Here is a 20,599-nt window from a genome sequence, read left to right on the forward strand (position 1 = left end):
ATGTGATTTCCGCGTAAAATGGCAAAGTTTCGGCGATATTATAGAGGGCAGCTCTAAAAAATCGATTCGGTTTTTGGAGCCTGTCCGAGTTTTGCGGCGCCCCGTTTTGTGCGAAAGCGGTGCGGAAAAAAATTGATAAAGGAAGGTGTGTAATGGCAACGGCAGCTGTAAACCAGCCGGCGGATAAGTCGGAAAAATTAAAGGCTTTGGAAGCCGCTCGGCTCCAGATCGAAAAGCAATACGGCGCGGGTTCTCTGATGAAGCTCGGCACGAAAGCGGACACTGCTGGTTTCGATGTGGTTCCGTCCGGTTCGATTTTGCTCGACGAAGCGCTCGGCATCGGAGGCTATCCGCGCGGACGCATCATCGAAATGTATGGACCTGAGTCTTCGGGAAAGACGACGCTTGCCCTCCATGCGATCGCCGAAGCGCAAAAGCTCGGAGGCATCGCCGCTTTTATCGACGCGGAGCACGCCCTCGATCCGCAGTATGCGAAAAGCCTCGGCGTCAATATCGACGACCTTTGGGTATCTCAGCCGGACACGGGAGAACAGGCGCTTGAGATCGCAGAAGATTTGATACGCTCCGGTGCGGTCGATATCATCGTTATCGATTCGGTCGCGGCCTTAACTCCGCAGGCGGAAATCGAAGGAGAGATGGGCGACAGCCACATGGGTTTGCAGGCGCGCCTTATGAGCCAAGCGCTCAGAAAACTCACGGCGATCATCGGCAAGTCGAATGCGATTCTCGTGTTTATAAATCAAATCCGCATGAAGATCGGTATCATGTTCGGAAATCCCGAAACGACGACGGGCGGCAATGCGCTTAAATTTTATTCGTCGGTGCGTCTCGAAATCCGCCGCATAGAATCGATCGAAGGGAAGGGCGACGAAGAGGCGATGGGAAACCGCGTACGCGTAAAAGTCGTCAAAAACAAAGTCGCTCCTCCGTTCCGCAAAGTCGAACTCGACATCTATTTCGGAAAAGGCGTATCCGCTTCGGCGAGCCTCCTCGATTCCGCAGTAAAGCACGGCCTCATCGAAAAGAGAGGCGCGTGGTATTCGGCGGGAGAAGATAAAATCGGACAGGGTAAAGAAAACGCAGTGCAGTTCCTCGAAACGAATAAAGATTTTGCCGCAAATATCGAAAAAAAATTACGTACCGAACTCTTTCCGGGGCAAGCGCTCAAGATGAAAGACGGTGCGGCAAAGGGCGATGCGGGAAAAGCCGACGTAAAATCCGATGCGGCAAAACCCGCCGCACAAAAAGCGGATGCTCGCCCTGCCGCCGATGCGAAAAAAAGCGACGGGGTAAAGACGGGTGTAAAACCCGCGGCGAACGAAGAGGAGCTTTTTTGATTGCATGAAGTGACGCTCGGTATCGGCTCTAATATGCCGTACCGCTCCATGCCGCCGATCGATATCGTAAAGGCGGCTTGTGCGGAGCTGCGCCCGCTTTTCGTTTCGTTTGCCGCTTCTTCGCTGTACCGCACACAGGCGCTCTACATCGCCGATCAAAGCGATTTTTACAATATGGTCGTCTGCGGCGCCGTCCGCGAAGGGCTTACGCCGCACGATCTTCTTTGTGAAATTCACAAGATTGAAGCGAAGTACGGACGCAACCGTAAAAAAGAAGTGCGCTTTGGACCTCGTTCCCTCGACATCGATATCGAACTTTTCGGCGATATGGAAATCGACGACGAAACTCTTACGATCCCGCACCCGAGAATGCGCGAGAGAGCCTTTGTGCTTGTCCCGTTCCTCGAAATATTAAAACGCCGTGTCCGCGGAGATGATGATAGGGGAGAGGTTTCTCTTTTGATAAAAAAATACGGTGCGGATTTGGAAAAGCTCTCCGATCAGCGCATAGAGCGCTGCAGCGATTGATAAAACTGAGGCGCGTAAACGCAATGCGAAGCTTGCGGAAGACGTGATCGATTTGTTTCGGAAATGCGACGCACGGAAATGCAATGAGGTGCGAAGCTTGCGGAAACGGTGCGACGGATTTTTAGAACCGATTTTGCTTTTTTAAGTCGAGAGTCGAAAAACGCTCATCGCGTTTTTCTTTTATGGGAGACGCGCGGAAATTTCTGCGCGGGGAACTTCGCGCTCCGCGCTCGTTGCAAGTTCCGCACTGCTCGAAATCTTCGCGCTCCGTCTTGCCACTGCCTTTCCGTGCAAGTATAATGAAAAACGCGAAAATAACTTGCAGTGCGCACAAAACGATTGGAGTACCTATGTCGAAATATCCTTTTGAATCGATCGAACCTAAGTGGCAAAAATATTGGGAAAAAAATAAAACGTTCAAAACGACGGAAGACGAATCGGTACCGAAAGAAAAGCGGCGCTACGTTCTCGATATGTTTCCGTATCCGAGCGGCGCGGGCTTGCACGTCGGACACCCGGAAGGCTATACGGCGACCGATATCTATTGCCGCTATCTCCGCATGAACGGATACAATGTTTTGCATCCGATGGGCTACGACGCATTCGGTTTGCCCGCCGAAAACTATGCGATTAAAACGGGCACGCATCCGGCGGCTTCAACGATGGCGAACATCGAGCATTTTACGCAGCAGATCAAAGCGCTCGGGTTTTCCTACGATTGGGACAGGTGCGTCATCACGTGCAAAGAAACTTATTATAAATGGACGCAGTGGATTTTTTTACAGCTGTACAAGCGCGGTCTCGCTTATGAAACGGATTCTCCGATAAACTGGTGTCCGAGCTGCAAGACGGGGCTCGCAAACGAAGAAGTCAAAGAAGGAAAATGCGAACGCTGCGGTTCGCCCGTCACGCGCAAAACGATCCGGCAGTGGGTTTTAAAGATCACCGCGTACGCCGACAGATTGCTCGAAGATTTGGACGAACTCGATTGGCCTGAAAGCGTCAAGCTCATGCAGGAAAACTGGATCGGACGATCGACGGGAGGAGAAGTCGATTTCGCCGTCGCAGGCAAAGACGGCAAAGCGAGCGGAGATAAGCTCACGGTTTACACGACGCGGGCGGACACGCTTTTCGGAGCGACGTACATGGTTATCGCGCCCGAGCACCCGCTCGTTTCAAAGCTTACGACCGACGAGCAAAAAGAAGCCGTCGCCGCATACGTCGAAAGCGCCGCAAAAAAATCAGACCTTGAGCGCACCGATTTGGCAAAAGATAAAACGGGTGTGTTTACCGGAAGCTATGCGATCGACCCGGTAAACGGACGCAGGATTCCGATTTGGATTTCGGACTACGTACTTATTTCGTACGGCACCGGTGCGATTATGGCCGTTCCCGCGCACGATGAGCGCGACTGGGACTTTGCGAAAAAATTCGATTTGCCGATCGTAAAAGTCGTCGCATCGAAAGAAGAAGCCGCTTCCCTCGGCGGCGGAGACGAAAAAGAGGGACAGGCGATTTTATTGAACGCCGCAAAAGACGAGGCGGCATATCGAAAACTTGTCGAAGCGCATCCCGAAATCTTCAACGTCGCCGATGCTTGTACGAGTGCGGACGGGTATTCGATCAACAGCGGTGCCTTTACAGGAACGGCTACGAAACAGACGATCAAAGACATGATAGCATGGCTTTCCGAAAAGGGCATCGGCAAAGAAGCGGTAAACTATAAACTGCGCGATTGGATTTTCAGCCGTCAGCGCTATTGGGGCGAGCCGATCCCGCTCGTGCACTGTCCGGCCTGCGGCGTCGTTCCCGTCGACGAAAAGGATTTGCCCCTCGTGCTGCCCGATGTAAAAACCTATCAGCCGACGGGTACGGGGGAAAGTCCGCTTGCGGGGATCGACGAGTGGGTGAACTGCACTTGTCCCAAGTGCGGCGGAAAAGCGAAACGCGAAACGAACACGATGCCGCAGTGGGCGGGAAGCTGTTGGTATTATCTGCGCTATCTCGACCCGCACAACGACGAGCGTTTTTGCGCTCCCGAAAAAGAAAAATACTGGATGCCGGTCGATCTCTATGTCGGAGGTGCCGAGCACGCGGTGCTTCACCTTTTGTACGCGCGCTTTTGGCACAAAGTCCTCTACGATATCGGAGCCGTGTCTACGAAAGAACCCTTCCGCCGTCTGGTCAATCAGGGGATGATCACGTCGTTTGCATACGAGCGCAAAAATAAAACCCTTGTGCCGACCGACATGGTCGAAGAAAAAGACGGCGTCTATATCGAAAAAGCGACGGGTGAAAAACTCGAACGCGTCGTCGCAAAGATGAGCAAGTCGCTGAAAAACGTCGTAAATCCCGACGAAGAGATACAGCTCTACGGCGCGGACAGCGTACGCATGTACGAAATGTTTATGGGGCCGCTGACGATGTCGAAGCCGTGGAATACGCAGGGTATCGTCGGCATAAACCGTTTTCTCGAAAAAGTGTGGAACGTGAGCGAAAAGGAAATCGGCGATATCGATATCTTCGGCGCACTCGACGACGCTTCTCTTGCATCTGCGCGGAAAACCTATGCGCAGACGGTAAAAAAAGTGAGCGACGATACGGCAAACCTTTCGTTCAATACGGCGATCAGTCAGATGATGATTTTTATCAACGAAGTGTCGAAGCTTTCCGTCGTGCCGAAACTCATGTGGGAAGGCTTTGTCAAAATGCTTTCGTGCTATGCGCCGCATTTGGGCGAAGAGCTGTGGCAAAAACTCGGTCACGACGGGACGGTTGCATACGAAACGTGGCCCGCAATCGACGAAAAATATTGTGCCGACGATACGAAAACGATAGCCGTTATGGTAAACGGAAAACTCCGTGCAACATTCCAAGCTGCAAGCGGTACGCCGAAAGACGAACTTGAAAAAAAAGCGCTTGCGGAGGAAAGCGCTGCAAAGCACATCGAAGGCAAAAAAATTATTAAAATGATTGTCGTGCCGGATAAACTCGTCAATATCGTCGTACAGTGATTCGGCGGCAGGATGCGGCGGGTATATTTCGGAACACGGCGATAAGGGGCATAAAGCGATGAGCGGATTGCATTATAAAGCGGTTATCTTCGATATGGACGGTACGATCCTCGACACGCTCGACGATTTGGCATCAAGCGTAAACTACGCCCTCGAAGCGAACGGTTTTCCGAAGCGGACGCGCGAAGAAGTGCGGCGTTTTGTCGGAAACGGTGCGGTAAAATTGATTCGGCGCGCAGTGCCCGAAGGTACGGCGGATGCCCTTTTCGATAAAGTATTCGCCGATTATACCGCCCGTTATAAAGTTCACTGCGCCGATGCGACAAAACCCTATGACGGCATTCCCGAACTGCTCGCGTCTCTGCGTGCGTCCGGCATAAAAACCGCCGTCGTTTCGAATAAGCCGGATGAAGCCGTGAGGATTCTCGCCGAAACGTATTTTCCGCGCCTTTTCGATGCCGCCGTCGGAACGAGAGACGGTATCAAAACGAAGCCTGCCCCCGATTCGGTGTTTGAAATTATTAAAAAAATCGGAGCGGGAAAAAAAGACTGCGTGTACGTCGGCGATTCCGAAGTCGATATAGAAACTGCAAAAAATGCGGGCATCCCGTGCATCAGCGTTTCGTGGGGTTTTAAGGAACGCGAATTCCTTGCCGAACACGGAGCACAAAAAATCGTCAATAACGCAAAAGAGCTTTCGGCTGCCGTCGGTGCGTGACGGAGCGTTTAATCCGTCGCTTTGCCGATAAGCCATTTTCCTCTGCCGTAGTAGATAAAAAAAGCGACGGCGGTCGCAGTCCACGTGATCGGATAACAGGCGACGACGGTTAGAAGCGTGTTATGCAGCGGAACGGCTGTGAAAATCCACGCGACGCGCAGCACGCATACGCCGAGCATCGTTATGATCATAGGCTTGAACGTTTCGCCCGTACTGCGGATCGTGCCGGAAAGTATTTCGATCGGAACGTAGGCGATAAAAAAGAGCGGCAAAAAATGCAGCAGCGATTTTCCCTGCTCGATTACCGCTTCGTCGTGCGTAAAGAGCAAAAAGAAATATTGGCCGAAAAGATAAAAGATCAGCGTATAAAAGAGGGCGGCTCCTCCCGCCATACAAAGCCCTTGTATCGTCGCCTTTTTCATACGATCGATTTTTCGCGCGCCGTAGTTTTGACCCGCAAAGGTTGTGATTGCAATGCCGAACGAGCTTACGGTCATCCAAAAGACGGAATCGAGCCTGCCGTATGCCGCCCATGCAGCTGCGGCGTCCGTTCCGAATGAATTGATATTCGATTGAATTATTAAATTTGAAACGGTATAGAGCGATGCTTGCATGCCGGCCGGAAGTCCGATCGCGGTCATGCGGGAAAGCAGGTGCGGTGTAAAGCGGATTTTTCCGATGACGAGGCGGGCGTAGCGGTTCGGTTCCCGCATGAGTTTTACGAGCGTCAAAACCGTACAGATGACTTCCGAAATAACGGTTGCCCACGCGGCTCCCGCAACACCGAAACGGAAGACTGCAACGAAGAGGAGATCGAGGAAAATGTTTGCGATACAGCCCGCGACGAGAATGATAAAGGGGCTTTTGCTATCGCCGAGCGCGCGCAAAATGCCCGATCCGACGTTATAGACGAACATCGGAAGGGCGCCGGCAAAAAAGATTCGGATGTAGGTTACCGAAAGCGGAAAGATATCGTTCGGCGTCGATATCGCTTTCATCGCGGGAGCGGAAGCGAAAATACCGGCAACGGACATAAAGATGCCCGCCCATATCGACATCGCCATAGCGGTGTGTACGGCTCGGCTCAGCTCGTGTTCGCGTTTGGCGCCGTAAAATTGAGAGATTATGATCGTTGCGCCGCTCGATACTCCGAGAAAAAATCCGACGAGGAGATTGACGTAGACGCCGCTCCCGCCGCTTACGGCGGCAAGGGCTGCTTTGCCGAGAAATTGCCCGACGATAACGGCATCGACCGTATTGTATAGCTGCTGAAAAAAAGTGCCGAGCAGAATCGGGAAAAAAAACGAAAGGAGCGAGCGCCATACCGGTCCTGTGAGGATGAAAGCGGATGTGCCGTTGTTGCCGTTGCGCGTCATGCGTTTTACTGTACCGCGCTTTTACGCCTTTGTCCAGTTTGTACGAAAGCGAGTGTAGAAAGCGAGCACGCGGGGCATTCGCTGTAATAGCGTTCTCGACAAATAGGAGCGATTAAAGAAATATTAGCAAGTAAATATAAATTGAAAATAGGAATTGCGACTTCGTAAAGTGAAGATAAAACCATGAATAAAACTTCACGACTGCCGTACATCATCGGTTCTTTTTTGCTTATTGTCGTTTGGTTTGTGTGATATGCGTGTCCTTGCTCCGTGCGGGAAATTGCTATATACTGATTATATGGGTGGTATTCAAAAAAAAGGCGGACTGCTTGCCGCGGCCGCAAAAAAAACCGATGCGAAAAGCGGAGCGAAAGCTGCTCCGGCAAAAAAAACTCAAGCGAAAGAAAAGCGCGCCGAATCTGCAAAATCGAAGAGCGCAAAGCCGAAAACGGCAGCGAAAAAAACGGCTTCCGCCGCCGGTAAAAAAAGCGCGGTAAAAGAAGCGAATAAATCGTCTGCAAGCGCTGCGAAAAAAAACGCGGCGAAAACAACAACCGGAGCTTCGCGGGAAGCAGCGAAAACCGCTTCCGGCGGAGCGCATTCGGCGGCTGCAAAAAAACTTTCCGACATCGCCAAGCGGCCGACTCCGAAACACGGCATATACGATGAAGACAGCATTTTGCACCTCGAAGGACTCGAACACATACGGCTCCGGCCCGGCATGTATATCGGCAGTCTCGGCGACGGATCGAACGAAAACGACGGCATCTATATTTTATTAAAAGAAGGTATCGACAATGCGGTCGACGAATTTTCTCAAGGCTTCGGAAAGCGAATCGATATCGATATCCGCGACGGGCGCGTAAAAATCCGCGATTACGGGCGCGGCATTCCGCTCGGCAAACTCGACGACTGCGTGTCGAACGTAAACACCGGCGCAAAGTACAACAATACGGTGTTCAAGCAGGCGATCGGCATGAACGGCGTCGGCATCAAAGCGACGAACGCGCTCTCTTCGTATTTCCGTGCAGCGTCGGTGCGCGACGGCAAAATGGCCGTCGTCGAATACGCGCACGGCGAAAAGACGGGCGAAAAACTCGGCAAAGCGAAAGACGGCGTCAAAAACGGCACCTATCTCGAATTCGTTCCCGACGAAGAAATTTTCGGCCCGTACACGTTCAATATGGACATGGTCGAAAAGCGTTTGTGGAATTACGCTTACCTCAATCCGGGGCTCCTCATCAGCTGCAACGGTAAAGAATATAAAAGCGAAAAGGGATTGGAGGATTTGCTTTTAAACGAAATGGGAAAGAGCAAGCCGCTCTATCCTATGTTTTCGTATAACGGCAAAGCGATTCAATTCGTCCTCACGCATACGAACAGCCTCGACAAATTCGTTTATTCGTTCGTAAACGGACAGAGCACCGAAGACGGCGGCACCCACGTAACCTCCTTTCTCGATGGCTTTACGAAGGGTATCAGCGCCTTTTATAAAAAAGAATACGACGTACGCGATGCGGCGGGGGGACTTTTCGTCGCGCTCAAGATCGGCATCGACAATCCCATGTTTACGAGCCAGACGAAAAACAAGCTCGGCAACGTCGAAGTGCGCTCGCCGATCATGAAAGAAACGCAGTTCGCGATCGACGATTGGCTGCGTCACAATCCCGACGTCGCAGGCGCGATCGAAGAAAAAATTATTAAAAATCAAAAAGCGCACGCCGAAATCAACAACGTTACCGACAAGCAGATCCGCGAAGCGGCAAAAAGCGTTACGCTCAAAATCCCCAAACTCAAAGACTGCCGCTATCACGTGCAGGACGGAGAAGAAGGCGCGGAGTCGATGATCTTTATAACGGAAGGCGATTCGGCAACCGGCTCCATGGTCGGCTGCCGCGACGTTGCGACGCAGGCGATTTTTTCACTCCGCGGAAAGCCCGAAAATATGTACGGCAGGCGGAAGTCCGCACTCTATGAAAACGAAGAACTGAAAAACCTCACCTTTTCGCTCGGCATTCAAAAAGATATCGAAGACCTTCGTTACGATAAGATCGTCATTGCAACCGATGCCGATAACGACGGTTTCCATATTCGAAACCTCGTGCTCACGTATTTTTTGCTGTATTTCGAAGAGATCGTTTTACGCGGTCACGTGTACATCCTCGAAACGCCGCTGTTTCGCGTGCGCAATAAAACGACGACGCGCTACTGTTACAGCGAAGCGTCCCGCGACAAAGAATTGAAAGCGCTCGGAGCGGGCGCGGAAGTGACGCGATTTAAAGGCTTGGGCGAAATCAGCCCGAACGAATTCGGCCAGTTTATTCATCCGCGAAAAGAAGGCGACGGTGAAGACCGCGGTATGCATTTGACTCCGGTGTCGATCGAATCGCTGAAAAACGTGCCGAAAGTGCTGCAGTTTTATATGGGAAAAAATACGCCCGAGCGCAGAAACTTTATCGTACATCACCTCGCTTCCGAAATCGACGCGTAAACGTATCGGCCGGCGCCTTTGACTCGGCGGGTATGCGTCGTTATATGTTTTTATGCGGAGGATTTTATGGATAAGGCGGAACGAATCAGAAACGAAAAACTCGGAGCAGGCCTCATAAAAGCGCTTTCGCTTCGGCACTTCGACGCTTATTACTGCGCGTCATGCGCGGAAGCGGCTGAAAAAATTCTCTCACTCATACCGAAGACGGATGTCGTATCCTGGGGCGGCTCCATGACGATGGAAGCGCTCGGCGTCATAGATCGCGTAAAAAAAGGCGGATGGCGCGTCATCGACCGCAGTACGGCACAGTCGCAGGAAGAAAAAATCGAAATCATGCGGCGCGCGCTTTTGTGCGATACGTATTTGACGGGCGCGAACGCGATTTCGGAAGACGGCGAAATCGTCAACGTCGACGGGAACGGCAACCGAGTTGCAGCGATGACTTTCGGCCCGAAAAGCGTCATCGTCGCGTGCGGCATGAACAAAGTCGTAAAGACCGCCGAAGACGCGATCTCCCGCGCGCGCAATACGGCGGCTCCCGTCAACGCGCAGCGCTTCGACATACGCACACCCTGCAAAACGACGGGAAGCTGCGCCGACTGCAAAAGCACTGACAGCATTTGCTCGTACATCGTGCGCACGCGCTTGTGCAAACCCGCGGGAAGGATCAAAGTCGTCCTCGTCGGAGAAACGCTTGGGTTTTAATTATAAAAAAATTGACAACAAAGAAGTATCAACTTTGGTACAAAATGAACCGTGGCAAGAGCACGACCCCGGTGCAGGGATACAGGAATATACATTGTCTGTCATACGTCCTTTACAGCAATTAAAATTGGGAGATTAACGATGAAAAAAAATATTATAGTTTTACTGCTTACAACCGTTGTGTTTTGTTGTACGGCGAAAGAAAGTCTCCCCGTGATCGAAACCGTATTCGTGCAAGGCGGAACGTACAATTGGAAAAAGCTGCTGGGTATCGGTTCCGAAGAAGTAATGGTTTCCGATTTATACGTACAAAAATATGAAACGACGCGCAGCGAGTGGGAAGCATTTATAAATGAAACCGGCAAAAAGGAATTCTATAAGATTACGGCGGTACAGCTGAATTATTATAATCTCATGGCGTATCCCGAATCGGCTGCTGTGGGTATGACATTTTATGAAGCGCTCGAATATTGTAACTGGCGAAGCAAAAAAGAAGGGTATACGCCTGTTTATACGTTAAAAGGAGATATGCCGGTACAAAGCTCGTATACGTATCCCGAACCGGTAAAAATGCCTGAGATTGTTGTGAATAAAAAAGCGGACGGATACAGACTTCCGGAAGAAAGCGAATGGATATATTTTGCACTGGGCGGTTTGGAGGGAATAAAAACGAAGTGGTGGGAAAAGAGGCCGGTAGAAAGGTATGCATGGGTTGCTACGAATTCATCATCGACCGAGCCGGTGGGAAAACTTGAGCCGAACCCTGTCGGTTTATACGATGTATTCGGGAACGCATGGGAATGGTGTTGGGATATAAAGCCGAATTCCGCAGGTGAGGAAGGAATAAATAAATCACGTCTTTCATGTGGTGCTTGTGTAAGTTACACAAAATCTCAAAATGTAGGGAAAGATGTGCTTTTATTTATGGCGGTCTTGGCAAAAAAAGGCGGTAGCGACCCCTTGGAAAGATATTATACAGGGGTTCGTATGGTTCGGAACGCAGCGGGTATTAGTGAATCGGCGCAAGGACTTTTCGGCAGCCGTTATTCGGCGGGTAAGAGAGTATATGCTGCGGATAACTTGAATATTCGCGCAGATCCGAATGTACGGGGTGAAAAAGTCGTACTGGCAGGAAAGGGAAGTCCGCTTACGGTACTTGAAGAAGGGAAAAAGGAAACGATAGACGGCATAACGGCTCCGTGGATAAAGGTACGCTTACCGGATGGGAAGGAAGGCTGGTGCTTTGCAGGATATGTTGCGGCACGAAAGCCGTGAACGAAATACCGGCTTGATTTCAGCGGGGTGCGGTAAGAGCGGAAGCGAAAGAAGGGAAAAGAGAATAAGTCTCTGCCCGCCCTCTAATCAACCTTCCCCGAAAGCTTTTTCGCGAGGAGACAGGCGCTTTCGACTATCGCTTCGTGTTCGACTGGCGCTATCCGCGCGTACAATGTGTCCGGCGTATCGCCGGGCATGACGTTCACTTTTTTTTGCACGAGGATCGCCCCCGTGTCGCAGCCCGAATCCACAAAATGTACGGTGCAGCCGCTTTCCCTTTCGCCTTCGGCGATGACCGCTTCGTGTACGCGCCGACCCCACATACCCGTTCCTCCGAATTTCGGAAGCAGGGCGGGATGCAGATTGATGATCTTTCCGCCGTACTCACTTATTATGGGGCCGCATAAAACCGTGAGCCAGCCCGCAAGCACGATCGCGTCCGCTTTGTGTTTTTTGCATGCGGCGAGAGCCGCGTTCGAAACGGAGAGGCGCTTTTCATCGCGCGATGCGGCCTCCGCTTTTTCTTTTCCGAGTACCGCGTACGCGCTTACGATCTCCGTCGCGATTCCGGCTTTTTTTGCACGCTCGAGTGCATAAGCGTCTTTTCTGTCGCTTACGACAAGACAGATGCGGTACGGGCACGAAGCGCGGGATTTTTCATAATCGATGAGCGCCTGCAAATTCGTGCCGCTTCCCGAAACGAACACTGCGATCGAAAGCATTTCATCCCTCAAAGAGCGTCATCGCTTTATTGCCTTTGACGTTTCCGCGGATTCTTTTTTCGGATGCGGCGACGCGCCCTATTGTATAGGCTTTCATATCGGGGATGCCTTTGACCGAAAAGCGCTTTGCGTGTTTGTTGAACCGGTCGACGATCGCGCAGGCGTCGCTTTTTTTTACTGCAAGCACAAAGCCGATTCCCATATTGAAAGTTTCGAACATACGCTTTTCGTCGGCTCCCCGCCTTACGAGCTCCGCAAAAACAGGGGGCACGTCCCAGCTTCCGTTTTTAATAATCGATATGAGCTGTTTTTGATTTTCCTTTGCACGGGGATACATGCGCGGAAGATTTTCATAAAAGCCGCCGCCCGTGATGTGTACCATGCCGTGTATCGAAGTCCGGTACGTTTTGAGTACGTCCATAACCGGCCGCACGTAAATGCGCGTCGGCGTCAAAAGCACGTCCCCGATCGTTTTTCGACCATGCTTTCCGTCCGAACAAAAAGGTTCGCTGAAATCGGTAACGAGTTTTCGCACGAGCGAATAGCCGTTCGAATGAACGCCTGTCGACGAAAGACCGATGAGTACGTCTCCCGCTCGTATTTTGCCGCCGGTTATAAGCTCTTTTTTTTCACCGATGCCGACGCCGAAACCGGCGACGTCGTATTTGCCCTTGTCGTAAAAGCCCGGCATTTCAGCGGTTTCGCATCCGAGCAGCGCGCAGCCCGCATCTTTACAGCCAGCGGCGATTCCTTCTACGATTTTGCCCGCGATCTTCGCATCGAGCGAACCGCAGGCGATGTAGTCGAGAAAAAAAAGCGTCGGCACACCCGAGCAGAGGATATCGTTGACGCTCATCGCAACGCAGTCGATGCCGACGGTATCGTATTTTTTCATCTTAAAGGCGATGTCGAGTTTTGTGCCGACGCCGTCCGTACCGCTCACCATGACGGGTTCTTTGATGTGTTTCGGCACGGCGAACATGCCGTTGAAGCTTCCGATACCCGTCAAAAGTCCCGGGATCGCGGTTTTCGCCGCCGATTTTTTGTATTCGTCGACCGCTTTATATCCTTCGCCGACGTTGACGCCGCTTTTTTTGTAATCGATGGTTTTCGCCATATCGCCCCCGTAAAAACGTCAGTCCGATATTATTAATTAATAATTTTAACTAGCACCGCAGCTGTGCGCTTCGGATTTCTCCGGGCACAGCTACGGGATATTCGCCGGTAAAGCAGCCTTTGCAGTAACCGTATTGTTCGGGATTGCACGAACGAAGCGCTTCGAGCATGCCGTCCATACTCAAAAACGCGAGCGAATCGGCACCGATCTCTTCGCGTATCGCTTCGACGTCGTGATCCGATGAGATGAGTTCCGCTCTGCGCGGCGTATCGATGCCGAAATAACACGGAAATTTTACCGGCGGGCTCGAAACGCGTAAGTGTACTTCTTTTGCGCCCGCTTTGCGCAGTATTTGAATGAGGCGCCTGCTCGTCGTACCCCGCACGATCGAATCGTCTATGACGATGACGCGCTTTCCGTTTATTTCGTTTTTGATCGTGTTGAGTTTGACGAATACGGTATTTTCCCGCTCTTTTTGCGTCGGCGCGATAAACGATCTGCCGATGTATTTATTTTTGACGATACCCGTCGCATAGGGGATGCCCGCCGCCCGCGAATAGCCGAGTGCGGCTCCGAGTCCGCTGTCGGGTACACCGATGACGACGTCCGCCGATACGGGATTTTCTTTTGCAAGCATCGCTCCCATGCGCAGCCTCGCTTCCTGCACGGGGATTTCGTCGAGTACCGAATCGGGGCGTGCAAAGTACACGTATTCGAAAATGCACGAACGCTTCGACGTCTTTTCACCGAACTCGAACGAGAGCACGCCGTCGCCGTTGATGATGACGATTTCGCCGGGACGGATATCGCGCACAAAGTCGGCTCCCATCGCGTCGATCGCGCAGCTTTCGCTTGCGAGCACCCAGCCGCCTGAAAGCTTTCCGAGACAGAGCGGGCGGATACCGTTCGGATCGCGCGCACCGATGAGGCAGTCCTGCGTCATAACGCAGAGCGCGAACGAACCTTTGATAAGCTGAATCGTATCGGTGAGTGCGCGTTCGAGTCCCTTTTTATAGCTTTTCGCGATGAATTTGACGATAACTTCCGTATCGCTCGTCGAATTGAACGACGAACCGCTTTCTTCGAGCATTTCGCGAAGCTGTTCGTAATTGACAAGCTGACCGTTGTGCGCAACGGCGACGGTGCCGAGCTTGAAGCGGTAGACCATGGGCTGTGCGTTTTCGATCGTACAGCCGCCGGCGGTCGCATAGCGGACGTGGGCGACGGCGATCCTTCCCGAAAGTGAATCGAGGTTTTCGCGTTTAAAGACGTCGGCGACGAGACCCATAAGCTTATGCACTTTAACGTCGCTTCCGTCCGACACGGCAATCCCCGCGCTTTCCTGTCCGCGGTGCTGCAACGAATACATGCCGTAGTAGGCGAGGGAAGAAGCGCTCATTGCCGACGTATCGATCGGGTCGGCGTTCAAATACACGCCGACGACGCCGCATTCGTCGTGGAGAACATCTTCTTCATCGGTTAAATCATTCATACCGGCGCTGTCCGTAAAATTATTAATTAACAATCAGAGCTCTTTTTCGATGCGGCCGAGCATTTCGACATAGGCTTCTTTGACATTGCCGAGATCGCGGCGGAAGCGGTCTTTGTCGAGCTTTTCGTTCGTCTTTGCGTCCCAAAAACGGCACGTATCCGGCGAAATTTCGTCGGCGAGAAATATGGCGCCGTCTTTGTCCTTGCCGAATTCGAGTTTAAAGTCGATAAGGCGCACTCCGCAGCGCAAAAAGAAATGCGTGAGGATCGTGTTGACTTGAGCCGTGATTTCGTAGACGCGGTGGAGTTCGTCCCATGTTGCGGCTCCGATAGCGACCGCGTGGCAGTCGTTGATGAGCGGATCGTCGAGTTCGTCGCACTTGTACGATATTTCAAAAACCGTCGTTTTAAGCGCCGTGCCTTCGGGCACTCCGAGCCGTTTGCTGAACGAGCCTGCGGCGACGTTCCGCACGATCACTTCGAGCGGAATGATTTTCACTTTTTTACAAAGCACTTCGCGTTCGGAAAGTTTTTTAATAAAATGCGTCGGCACGTCCCACGAATTGAGCAGCTCGTAGAGCCTTGCCGAGATTTCGTTGTTCATGATGCCCTTGTCTTCGATCGTGCCTTTTTTTGCGCCGTTGAACGCCGTCGCGGAATCTTTGTATTCCATGATGACGAGGTCGGGGTCTGAAGTTGCAAAAATTTTTTTCGCTTTGCCTTCGTAAAGCTGCTCTTTTTTAACGACGTTTTCGTTCATAGCGATACTCCATTGCCGCCTTGTAAAGCGGCTTCTTCCGCAAGTTTTTTGCGAAATTCGATAAGCTTTGTTTTTATTTCGGGATATTTCAATGCAAGGATTTCAAGGGCGAGGTAGGCGGCGTTTTTCGCGTTTCCGATGCCGACGGTCGCGACCGGAATTTGCGGCGGCATCTGCACGATGGAAAGGAGTGCGTCGAAACCTGCAAGACCGTTCGAACCTTCCGATACGCTTTCAAGAGGCACACCGATAACCGGAAGCACCGTCATACCCGCGATCACGCCGGGAAGAGCGGCTGCAAGGCCTGCGCCCGCAATGATCACTTCGACGCCTTCACGTTCGACTTTTTCGACCGTAGAGCGGAGCAGGTTTCCCGCACGGTGCGCGGAGATGATAAACGCTTCGTACTCGACGCCGAAGTCTTTGAGTACATCGGCAGCCTTTGCTATTTTTGCCGTATCGGATTTCGAGCCGAAAAAGATTGCGACTTTCATATACGAACTATATCACAAGAGGCGCGCACAATCAAGGTTATGTGAAACGAAATATCGATAGAAAGCGCCTGCACTTGCTCGGCGCTCGCTTCGCCCTTCAAGTCCCGAATATTTTTTGATTGCGATTAATGTGTCAAGAAATTAAAAAAGCATATTTTGCGAAAAAAGTCGGAAGTTGAAAAACGCCTGCAGCGTTTTTCTTTCATAGGAGACGCTCGCAAATCCTCCGCACTGCTCGGATTTGCTCGCTCTTGCCCGGAGGGGGACTTGAACCCCCATGAGCGTAGGCTCACTAGCACCTGAAGCTAGCGTGTCTGCCAATTCCACCATCCGGGCGAGGTTCTGCTATAATAACAAAATATCGGCACCGCGTCAATTCATTTGCTTTTTTCCGCTTGATCTTTTCCGAGCGCGGCGATTTTTTGCAGCGTCTGCCCCGCGTATGCTCTCACTTTCGGGTCGTACTGCGGGTACAGGAGACGGGCGAGTATGTCTTTACCGTGTCGATAAAAAGCGGGTCGTCCCATAAAGCGGCATATCGAAAAGACGGTATCGCACAGGGTTTGCAAAAGCCGCGTATTTTGAGAAGGAATCGCGCGGAACGCTTTGTCGAGCGAATCGAGCATGCTGCCCGCGGGATCGTACGCGCATTCTCCGGCCTGTGCGATGAGCGTGGGCAAATGTACGCCGACCCCTTCGGCTTCGATGAGGCGCGCGATGATTTCGCTTTCGGTGCTTGTTCCGTAGCGGGAAAGCTGTTTAAACATTGCATCGGTACCGGCGACGTCTTCGATAAAAACCGAACGCTTTGTGCGGGTAGTCGTCTGCGCGCTTGTACGTGCCGAACGGTAAGCTTCGCATGCGCTTTTCAATTCCGACGCCCACGCTTTTTCGAGCGGACCGTACATACCGCTATCGAGCGCCGAGCGGCGTTCGGTTCCGGTCAATCCCGTATCGAGCTTTCCTTCGATTTCATACATATCGTAGAGCGGAGTTTCCGTTGTAAAAAAAGCATTGTAATTTCCGCGTTCCTGTCTTTGCAGCTGTCCTCCTCCGACGTTCTGTACGACGCGGAAACCCGCGATCGTCCACGATTTTTTGCACATGATGAGGTAGCCGCTTTCGGTATATAAAAGATAATTCCACGGATCGGACGAGCCGTTCATGTCGGGGAGATGCACGTTCCACACGGCGCTTTCGCGTTCGGTGCAAAAGACCGCGCTGTTTGCGTCCGCGAAGGCCATGCCGCGCAAAAAAGGCTTGATGTACGAAATGCGCGAAACGTCGATGCCCGAAACGCGGTAATGCGTTGCAGCCTCTCCGTCGGACAGTGTATAAAACGTAACGGCGGCGTCCCCTCCCGCAGGCTGCACGAGCGCGGCCCGCGTCGACGAATAAGGGATAAAAAAACTGCCGTCGTTTGCGGGAAGCGGAAGGGAGCCTTTCGTTCGGGAAAGCGCCCACTTTGTCGAGGTTTTATTTTTACCGTCGATCGCACACAAACCCGCTCCCCCCGATTTCAGCGTAACGAGGATACCGCCTTGAGAGGATGAAACGCAGGATGCGACGATACCGGTAAAGGCGAATTTTTCGATAATTTCCCCGAACGGCGATATGCGCAGCGCCGTCGTTTTTCCGTTGTCGGGTTTTACGAGCAGGACGACGACGCTTCCGTCGGGGAGTTCCTGTATCGCCTGCGTATCCTGCTCCTCGGTTCGGATGTGCCATTTACATACGCCCTTGATTCCGTAGCACGCGATATCGGTTTTTCCGCGTACGAAGATGCGCGCATCCCTTCCGATAAAAGGCGAAGCTGCAAGCGTAAAGGGCACGCGAACCGACCACAACGGAAGCCCTTCGGGATTTAAAAGCGTAAGCGTATTGCCGCGGAAAACGGTTAAAAGAAAATCGCCGTCGAGCACGGTGAGGTAGGGGCTGATTCTGCCTCCGAGTTGGCGTTGCCATAAAACGGTACCGTCGTCAGAAGCGGCGTACACCGTGCGTCCGTCGGTGAGGACTGCAAAACCGTAGGACGTTGCCTGCGGAGGGGCGATGATTTTGCCGTTGAGCGTAAGCGACCAGTTCGGCTCTTCGGTTGCAAAATCGCGTTCGACCGCTCGGCTTTGCGAAAAAATCGCATTTCCGGCTGAAAATATTAAAAAGATTGTTAAGTTGTATAAAAATTTAGACGTTTTGTGCATTCTGTCTACCTTGTTTGGTTCGTTTTTCAAAGATTGCCAAGCTTTCGATATGGCACGTATTCGGATAAAAATCGAGCAGCGTAAGCGATACAAGGCTGTAGCCCGAACGGATGAGTTTTGCCGCATCCCGTGCGTGCGTTGCGGGATCGCACGAAAGAGAGCGTATATGCGGAATATCGCTTTTGCAAAGCCACTCGCACACTTCTTTTTCCATGCCGCTCCTCGGCGGATCCGCGACGGCGGCGTCGAAGATTGGAGCCGTTTTGGAAAAATCATGCACCCATGCCGCGCCGCTTACTCCGTAACTCGCGTGATTTTTTCCCGCCGTATTCTGTTCGGCAAAGACGAGAGCGTCTCGGTTGTGTTCGACGAGCGTTACGTGTTCGAATCTGTCCGAAAGAAACACGGAAAACGTACCGCATCCCGCATACAAATCGAGCGCGTTCTTTCCCGAAAGAGAGGTGCATACCTTTTCGATTGCGCGCTCAAGCACGTCCGTATTCGATTGAAAAAAGCCCCTCACATCAAAGCCGATTTCTTTTCCGCCGATCGCGATTTTTACCGCCGTATCGGGAGACGAGAGCGTTCCCGAAAAGCGCTTCGGAGGCGTTTTTATTTTTTTTCCGTGCGTGCTTTGCGCGGACTTTGCCGCTTCATCGATTTCCGTATGACTGGGGTATTCCGCCGAAACGATTTTTTTGCCGTTAGAAACCGTGCTTACGACGTTCGCATCTCCGAATATGCGGACGATGCCGCTCGGTCGATTTTCAAAAGGTGTTTTCGAGAACCACTCGTTCACTTCGTCTGTCGCGACGGCGCATCGCGCTACCGGTACGATCGATTTTCCGTCGCGTGCGACGAGCCCGCCGTTGTGCAGCGAAAAACGAGCGCGGTAACCTTCGCTTTTTCCCGCAATCACATCGATTTCCGGCACATCGATTCCCGCACGTGAAAAGCAGTCGGCGAGCACCGATTTTCGAAGCGAACGCTGATAGGCGTCGTCTATGTGCATCATATTGCAGCCGCCGCATAATCCGTAATATGCACACGCGGGTGGCCTCCTGTGCGGAGACGGTGCACGGACGCTTACGATCTTCGCTTTATCGTAATCGCGCTTTGAAGAGATGATTTCAATATCGAGCGTTTCGCCCGGGACGGCATAGGGAATAAAAACCGCTTTTCCGTTTACGTGCGCTATGCAGTCACCGCCGAATACAAGCTTTTCCGCCTTAACGGTTACAGGCATGGAATCCATGATAGCGCGAAACGAAGCTCTTTTCAACGACGGGATGCCGTGTATATGCCGTGAAAAAGCAAGCGATGTTTGAGAGGAAACGCACCGTGCATACGCACCCCTTTTTCAACGCATCGCCGGTCGATTCTTTTTACCGGTTCGACTATAATAAAGCCATGCAGCGAGAACAATTTTTTCAAACGATGAGCGACGGTGAAGAAGTCTTTGTTACGCGCTGGGTTCCCGACGGTGAAGTAACAGGAATCGTGCAGCTTTCTCACGGCATGGTCGAACACGCTCAGCGATACGAGCGGTTCGGCACCGTGCTTGCGGAAAACGGTTTTGTGTTGAACGCTCACGATGTGCGCGGACACGGCAAAACCGCCGAGCGCGCCGCGGAAAAGCACAGCGGCATGTTCGGACTTCTCGCGGACAAAAACGGATTCGAGCGTGCTGTCGAAGACGTACGGGAAGTGCTCGAAAAAGCGAAAGCCGACTTTCCGGGCAAAAAGACGGTGCTGCTCGGACATTCTTTCGGCTCTTTTGTCGCGCAGTCTTTTATCGAAACCTATGCCCGCCTCATCGACGGCTGCATTTTGTGCGGTACGGCCGGCCCCGCCTTCGTTCTCACCGCGTTCGGCAATATCGTTGCACGCGTGATCGCGTTTTTCAAAGGGAAAAAACGCGCGTCTCCGTTTTTAAAACAGATGGCTTTCGGCGCGTACACGAAGAAAATCCCCGATTCGGTAAACGGGCAGGAGTGGCTTTCGCGCGATAAAGACGCCGTCGCGCGTTACATCGCCGATCCGTACTGCGGTTTTAATCCGACGGCGAGCTTTTACTGCGATTTGACGCACGGCCTTATAAAAATCCACAAAAGGGCGAATATACGAAAAATTCCGTCCGATTTACCGATTTTAATAATCTACGGCAGCGCCGATCCCGTCGGCGGCTACGGCAAAACGGTAGAAAAACTCTGTGCGATCTACCGGAAAAACGGCGCAAAAAACCTCACCGTCAAAAAATACGATGACGCGAGGCATGAGCTTTTCAACGAAATCAATAAAGCCGAAGTCGAAAGCGACGTGCTTTTGTGGCTCGCCTCTCTCTAGCGG

16 protein-coding genes and 1 tRNA gene are annotated in these 20,599 nt (G+C 52.1%); 8 read left to right on the forward strand and 9 right to left on the reverse strand.

Features of this window, described 5'->3' with window-relative positions:
• The first annotated feature begins 152 nt into the window (after nt 1–152).
• The 4 genes from recA (at nt 153) to HMPREF0860_RS08010 (ending at nt 5,618) form a co-directional block, all read left to right on the forward strand.
• Nucleotides 153–1,358, forward strand: coding sequence for a recombinase RecA (gene recA / locus HMPREF0860_RS07990; protein ID WP_021330857.1), 1,206 nt, complete (start codon nt 153–155; stop codon nt 1,356–1,358).
• Between the two features lie 9 nt (nt 1,359–1,367).
• A complete protein-coding gene (gene folK / locus HMPREF0860_RS07995) occupies nt 1,368–1,886 on the forward strand; it encodes a 2-amino-4-hydroxy-6-hydroxymethyldihydropteridine diphosphokinase (RefSeq protein WP_231364406.1) in 519 nt (172 codons plus the stop codon).
• A gap of 350 nt (nt 1,887–2,236) precedes the next feature.
• A complete protein-coding gene (gene leuS, locus HMPREF0860_RS08005; protein WP_021330861.1) occupies nt 2,237–4,900 on the forward strand; it encodes a leucine--tRNA ligase in 2,664 nt (887 codons plus the stop codon).
• Between the two features lie 58 nt (nt 4,901–4,958).
• Nucleotides 4,959–5,618, forward strand: coding sequence for an HAD family hydrolase (locus tag HMPREF0860_RS08010; protein ID WP_021330860.1), 660 nt, complete (start codon nt 4,959–4,961; stop codon nt 5,616–5,618).
• A gap of 8 nt (nt 5,619–5,626) precedes the next feature.
• Here HMPREF0860_RS08010 and HMPREF0860_RS08015 read toward each other — a convergent pair whose 3' ends face one another.
• A complete protein-coding gene (locus HMPREF0860_RS08015) occupies nt 5,627–6,994 on the reverse strand; it encodes an MATE family efflux transporter (RefSeq protein ID WP_021495655.1) in 1,368 nt (455 codons plus the stop codon).
• A gap of 298 nt (nt 6,995–7,292) precedes the next feature.
• Here HMPREF0860_RS08015 and HMPREF0860_RS08020 point away from each other — a divergent pair, with 298 nt between their 5' ends.
• The 3 genes from HMPREF0860_RS08020 (at nt 7,293) to HMPREF0860_RS08030 (ending at nt 11,465) form a co-directional block, all read left to right on the forward strand.
• Complete coding sequence (locus tag HMPREF0860_RS08020; RefSeq protein ID WP_021330869.1) at nt 7,293–9,485, forward strand: toprim domain-containing protein; 2,193 nt, start codon at nt 7,293–7,295, stop codon at nt 9,483–9,485.
• Nucleotides 9,486–9,551: 66 nt separating this feature from the next.
• On the forward strand, nt 9,552–10,190 hold the full coding sequence (locus tag HMPREF0860_RS08025; protein WP_021330878.1) for a lactate utilization protein: 639 nt from the start codon (nt 9,552–9,554) through the stop codon (nt 10,188–10,190).
• Nucleotides 10,191–10,331: 141 nt separating this feature from the next.
• Nucleotides 10,332–11,465: an SUMF1/EgtB/PvdO family nonheme iron enzyme gene (locus tag HMPREF0860_RS08030; RefSeq protein ID WP_021330862.1), complete on the forward strand. Its 1,134-nt coding sequence runs from the start codon at nt 10,332–10,334 to the stop codon at nt 11,463–11,465.
• An 83-nt stretch (nt 11,466–11,548) separates the two neighbouring features.
• Here the strand turns inward: HMPREF0860_RS08030 and purN are convergent, their stop codons facing one another.
• From purN to HMPREF0860_RS08070, 8 genes are all read right to left on the reverse strand, one after another.
• Entirely contained in the window at nt 11,549–12,187 is a 639-nt protein-coding gene (purN, locus tag HMPREF0860_RS08035) for a phosphoribosylglycinamide formyltransferase (RefSeq protein WP_021330868.1), read from the reverse strand.
• Nucleotide 12,188: 1 nt separating this feature from the next.
• Nucleotides 12,189–13,304 (reverse strand): phosphoribosylformylglycinamidine cyclo-ligase, encoded by a 1,116-nt coding sequence (gene purM, locus HMPREF0860_RS08040; RefSeq protein ID WP_021330872.1) that lies wholly within the window; start codon nt 13,302–13,304, stop codon nt 12,189–12,191.
• Between the two features lie 49 nt (nt 13,305–13,353).
• Nucleotides 13,354–14,796 (reverse strand): amidophosphoribosyltransferase, encoded by a 1,443-nt coding sequence (gene purF, locus HMPREF0860_RS08045; RefSeq protein ID WP_038081423.1) that lies wholly within the window; start codon nt 14,794–14,796, stop codon nt 13,354–13,356.
• Nucleotides 14,797–14,829: 33 nt separating this feature from the next.
• The gene (gene purC, locus HMPREF0860_RS08050) at nt 14,830–15,555 is read right to left on the reverse strand and encodes a phosphoribosylaminoimidazolesuccinocarboxamide synthase (RefSeq protein ID WP_021330855.1); all 726 of its coding nucleotides are present in this window, start codon (nt 15,553–15,555) and stop codon (nt 14,830–14,832) included.
• On the reverse strand, nt 15,552–16,049 hold the full coding sequence (purE, locus tag HMPREF0860_RS08055) for a 5-(carboxyamino)imidazole ribonucleotide mutase (protein ID WP_021330885.1): 498 nt from the start codon (nt 16,047–16,049) through the stop codon (nt 15,552–15,554). The genes purC and purE overlap by 4 nt, the downstream gene beginning before the upstream one ends.
• Nucleotides 16,050–16,301: 252 nt before the next feature.
• Nucleotides 16,302–16,385, reverse strand: a tRNA-Leu gene (locus tag HMPREF0860_RS08060).
• A gap of 41 nt (nt 16,386–16,426) precedes the next feature.
• The gene (locus HMPREF0860_RS08065) at nt 16,427–18,250 is read right to left on the reverse strand and encodes an outer membrane protein assembly factor BamB family protein (RefSeq protein ID WP_021495662.1); all 1,824 of its coding nucleotides are present in this window, start codon (nt 18,248–18,250) and stop codon (nt 16,427–16,429) included.
• A complete protein-coding gene (locus HMPREF0860_RS08070; protein ID WP_038081421.1) occupies nt 18,234–19,496 on the reverse strand; it encodes a class I SAM-dependent RNA methyltransferase in 1,263 nt (420 codons plus the stop codon). The genes HMPREF0860_RS08065 and HMPREF0860_RS08070 overlap by 17 nt, the downstream gene beginning before the upstream one ends.
• 164 nt (nt 19,497–19,660) lie before the next feature.
• Here HMPREF0860_RS08070 and HMPREF0860_RS08075 point away from each other — a divergent pair, with 164 nt between their 5' ends.
• Nucleotides 19,661–20,596, forward strand: a complete 936-nt coding sequence (locus HMPREF0860_RS08075) for an alpha/beta fold hydrolase (RefSeq protein WP_038082347.1) — start codon at nt 19,661–19,663, stop codon at nt 20,594–20,596.
• Nucleotides 20,597–20,599 lie beyond the last annotated feature (3 nt).

The organism is Treponema socranskii subsp. socranskii VPI DR56BR1116 = ATCC 35536 (genome assembly GCF_000468115.1).
GTDB classification, from domain to species: domain Bacteria; phylum Spirochaetota; class Spirochaetia; order Treponematales; family Treponemataceae; genus Treponema_D; species Treponema_D socranskii.

What these genes read in the sequence shown, in the direction of transcription:
- purF (WP_038081423.1), bottom strand. Translation starts at nt 14,796, where the DNA reads ATGAATGATTTAACCGATGAAGAAGATGTTCTCCACGACGAATGCGGC.
- purC (WP_021330855.1), bottom strand. Translation starts at nt 15,555, where the DNA reads ATGAACGAAAACGTCGTTAAAAAAGAGCAGCTTTACGAAGGCAAAGCG.
- HMPREF0860_RS08025 (WP_021330878.1), top strand. Translation starts at nt 9,552, where the DNA reads ATGGATAAGGCGGAACGAATCAGAAACGAAAAACTCGGAGCAGGCCTC.
- HMPREF0860_RS08010 (WP_021330860.1), top strand. Translation starts at nt 4,959, where the DNA reads ATGAGCGGATTGCATTATAAAGCGGTTATCTTCGATATGGACGGTACG.
- purM (WP_021330872.1), bottom strand. Translation starts at nt 13,304, where the DNA reads ATGGCGAAAACCATCGATTACAAAAAAAGCGGCGTCAACGTCGGCGAA.
- HMPREF0860_RS08020 (WP_021330869.1), top strand. Translation starts at nt 7,293, where the DNA reads ATGGGTGGTATTCAAAAAAAAGGCGGACTGCTTGCCGCGGCCGCAAAA.
- HMPREF0860_RS08075 (WP_038082347.1), top strand. Translation starts at nt 19,661, where the DNA reads ATGCAGCGAGAACAATTTTTTCAAACGATGAGCGACGGTGAAGAAGTC.
- recA (WP_021330857.1), top strand. Translation starts at nt 153, where the DNA reads ATGGCAACGGCAGCTGTAAACCAGCCGGCGGATAAGTCGGAAAAATTA.
- HMPREF0860_RS08030 (WP_021330862.1), top strand. Translation starts at nt 10,332, where the DNA reads ATGAAAAAAAATATTATAGTTTTACTGCTTACAACCGTTGTGTTTTGT.
- purE (WP_021330885.1), bottom strand. Translation starts at nt 16,049, where the DNA reads ATGAAAGTCGCAATCTTTTTCGGCTCGAAATCCGATACGGCAAAAATA.
- HMPREF0860_RS08015 (WP_021495655.1), bottom strand. Translation starts at nt 6,994, where the DNA reads ATGACGCGCAACGGCAACAACGGCACATCCGCTTTCATCCTCACAGGA.
- leuS (WP_021330861.1), top strand. Translation starts at nt 2,237, where the DNA reads ATGTCGAAATATCCTTTTGAATCGATCGAACCTAAGTGGCAAAAATAT.
- purN (WP_021330868.1), bottom strand. Translation starts at nt 12,187, where the DNA reads ATGCTTTCGATCGCAGTGTTCGTTTCGGGAAGCGGCACGAATTTGCAG.
- HMPREF0860_RS08065 (WP_021495662.1), bottom strand. Translation starts at nt 18,250, where the DNA reads ATGCACAAAACGTCTAAATTTTTATACAACTTAACAATCTTTTTAATA.
- HMPREF0860_RS08070 (WP_038081421.1), bottom strand. Translation starts at nt 19,496, where the DNA reads ATGCCTGTAACCGTTAAGGCGGAAAAGCTTGTATTCGGCGGTGACTGC.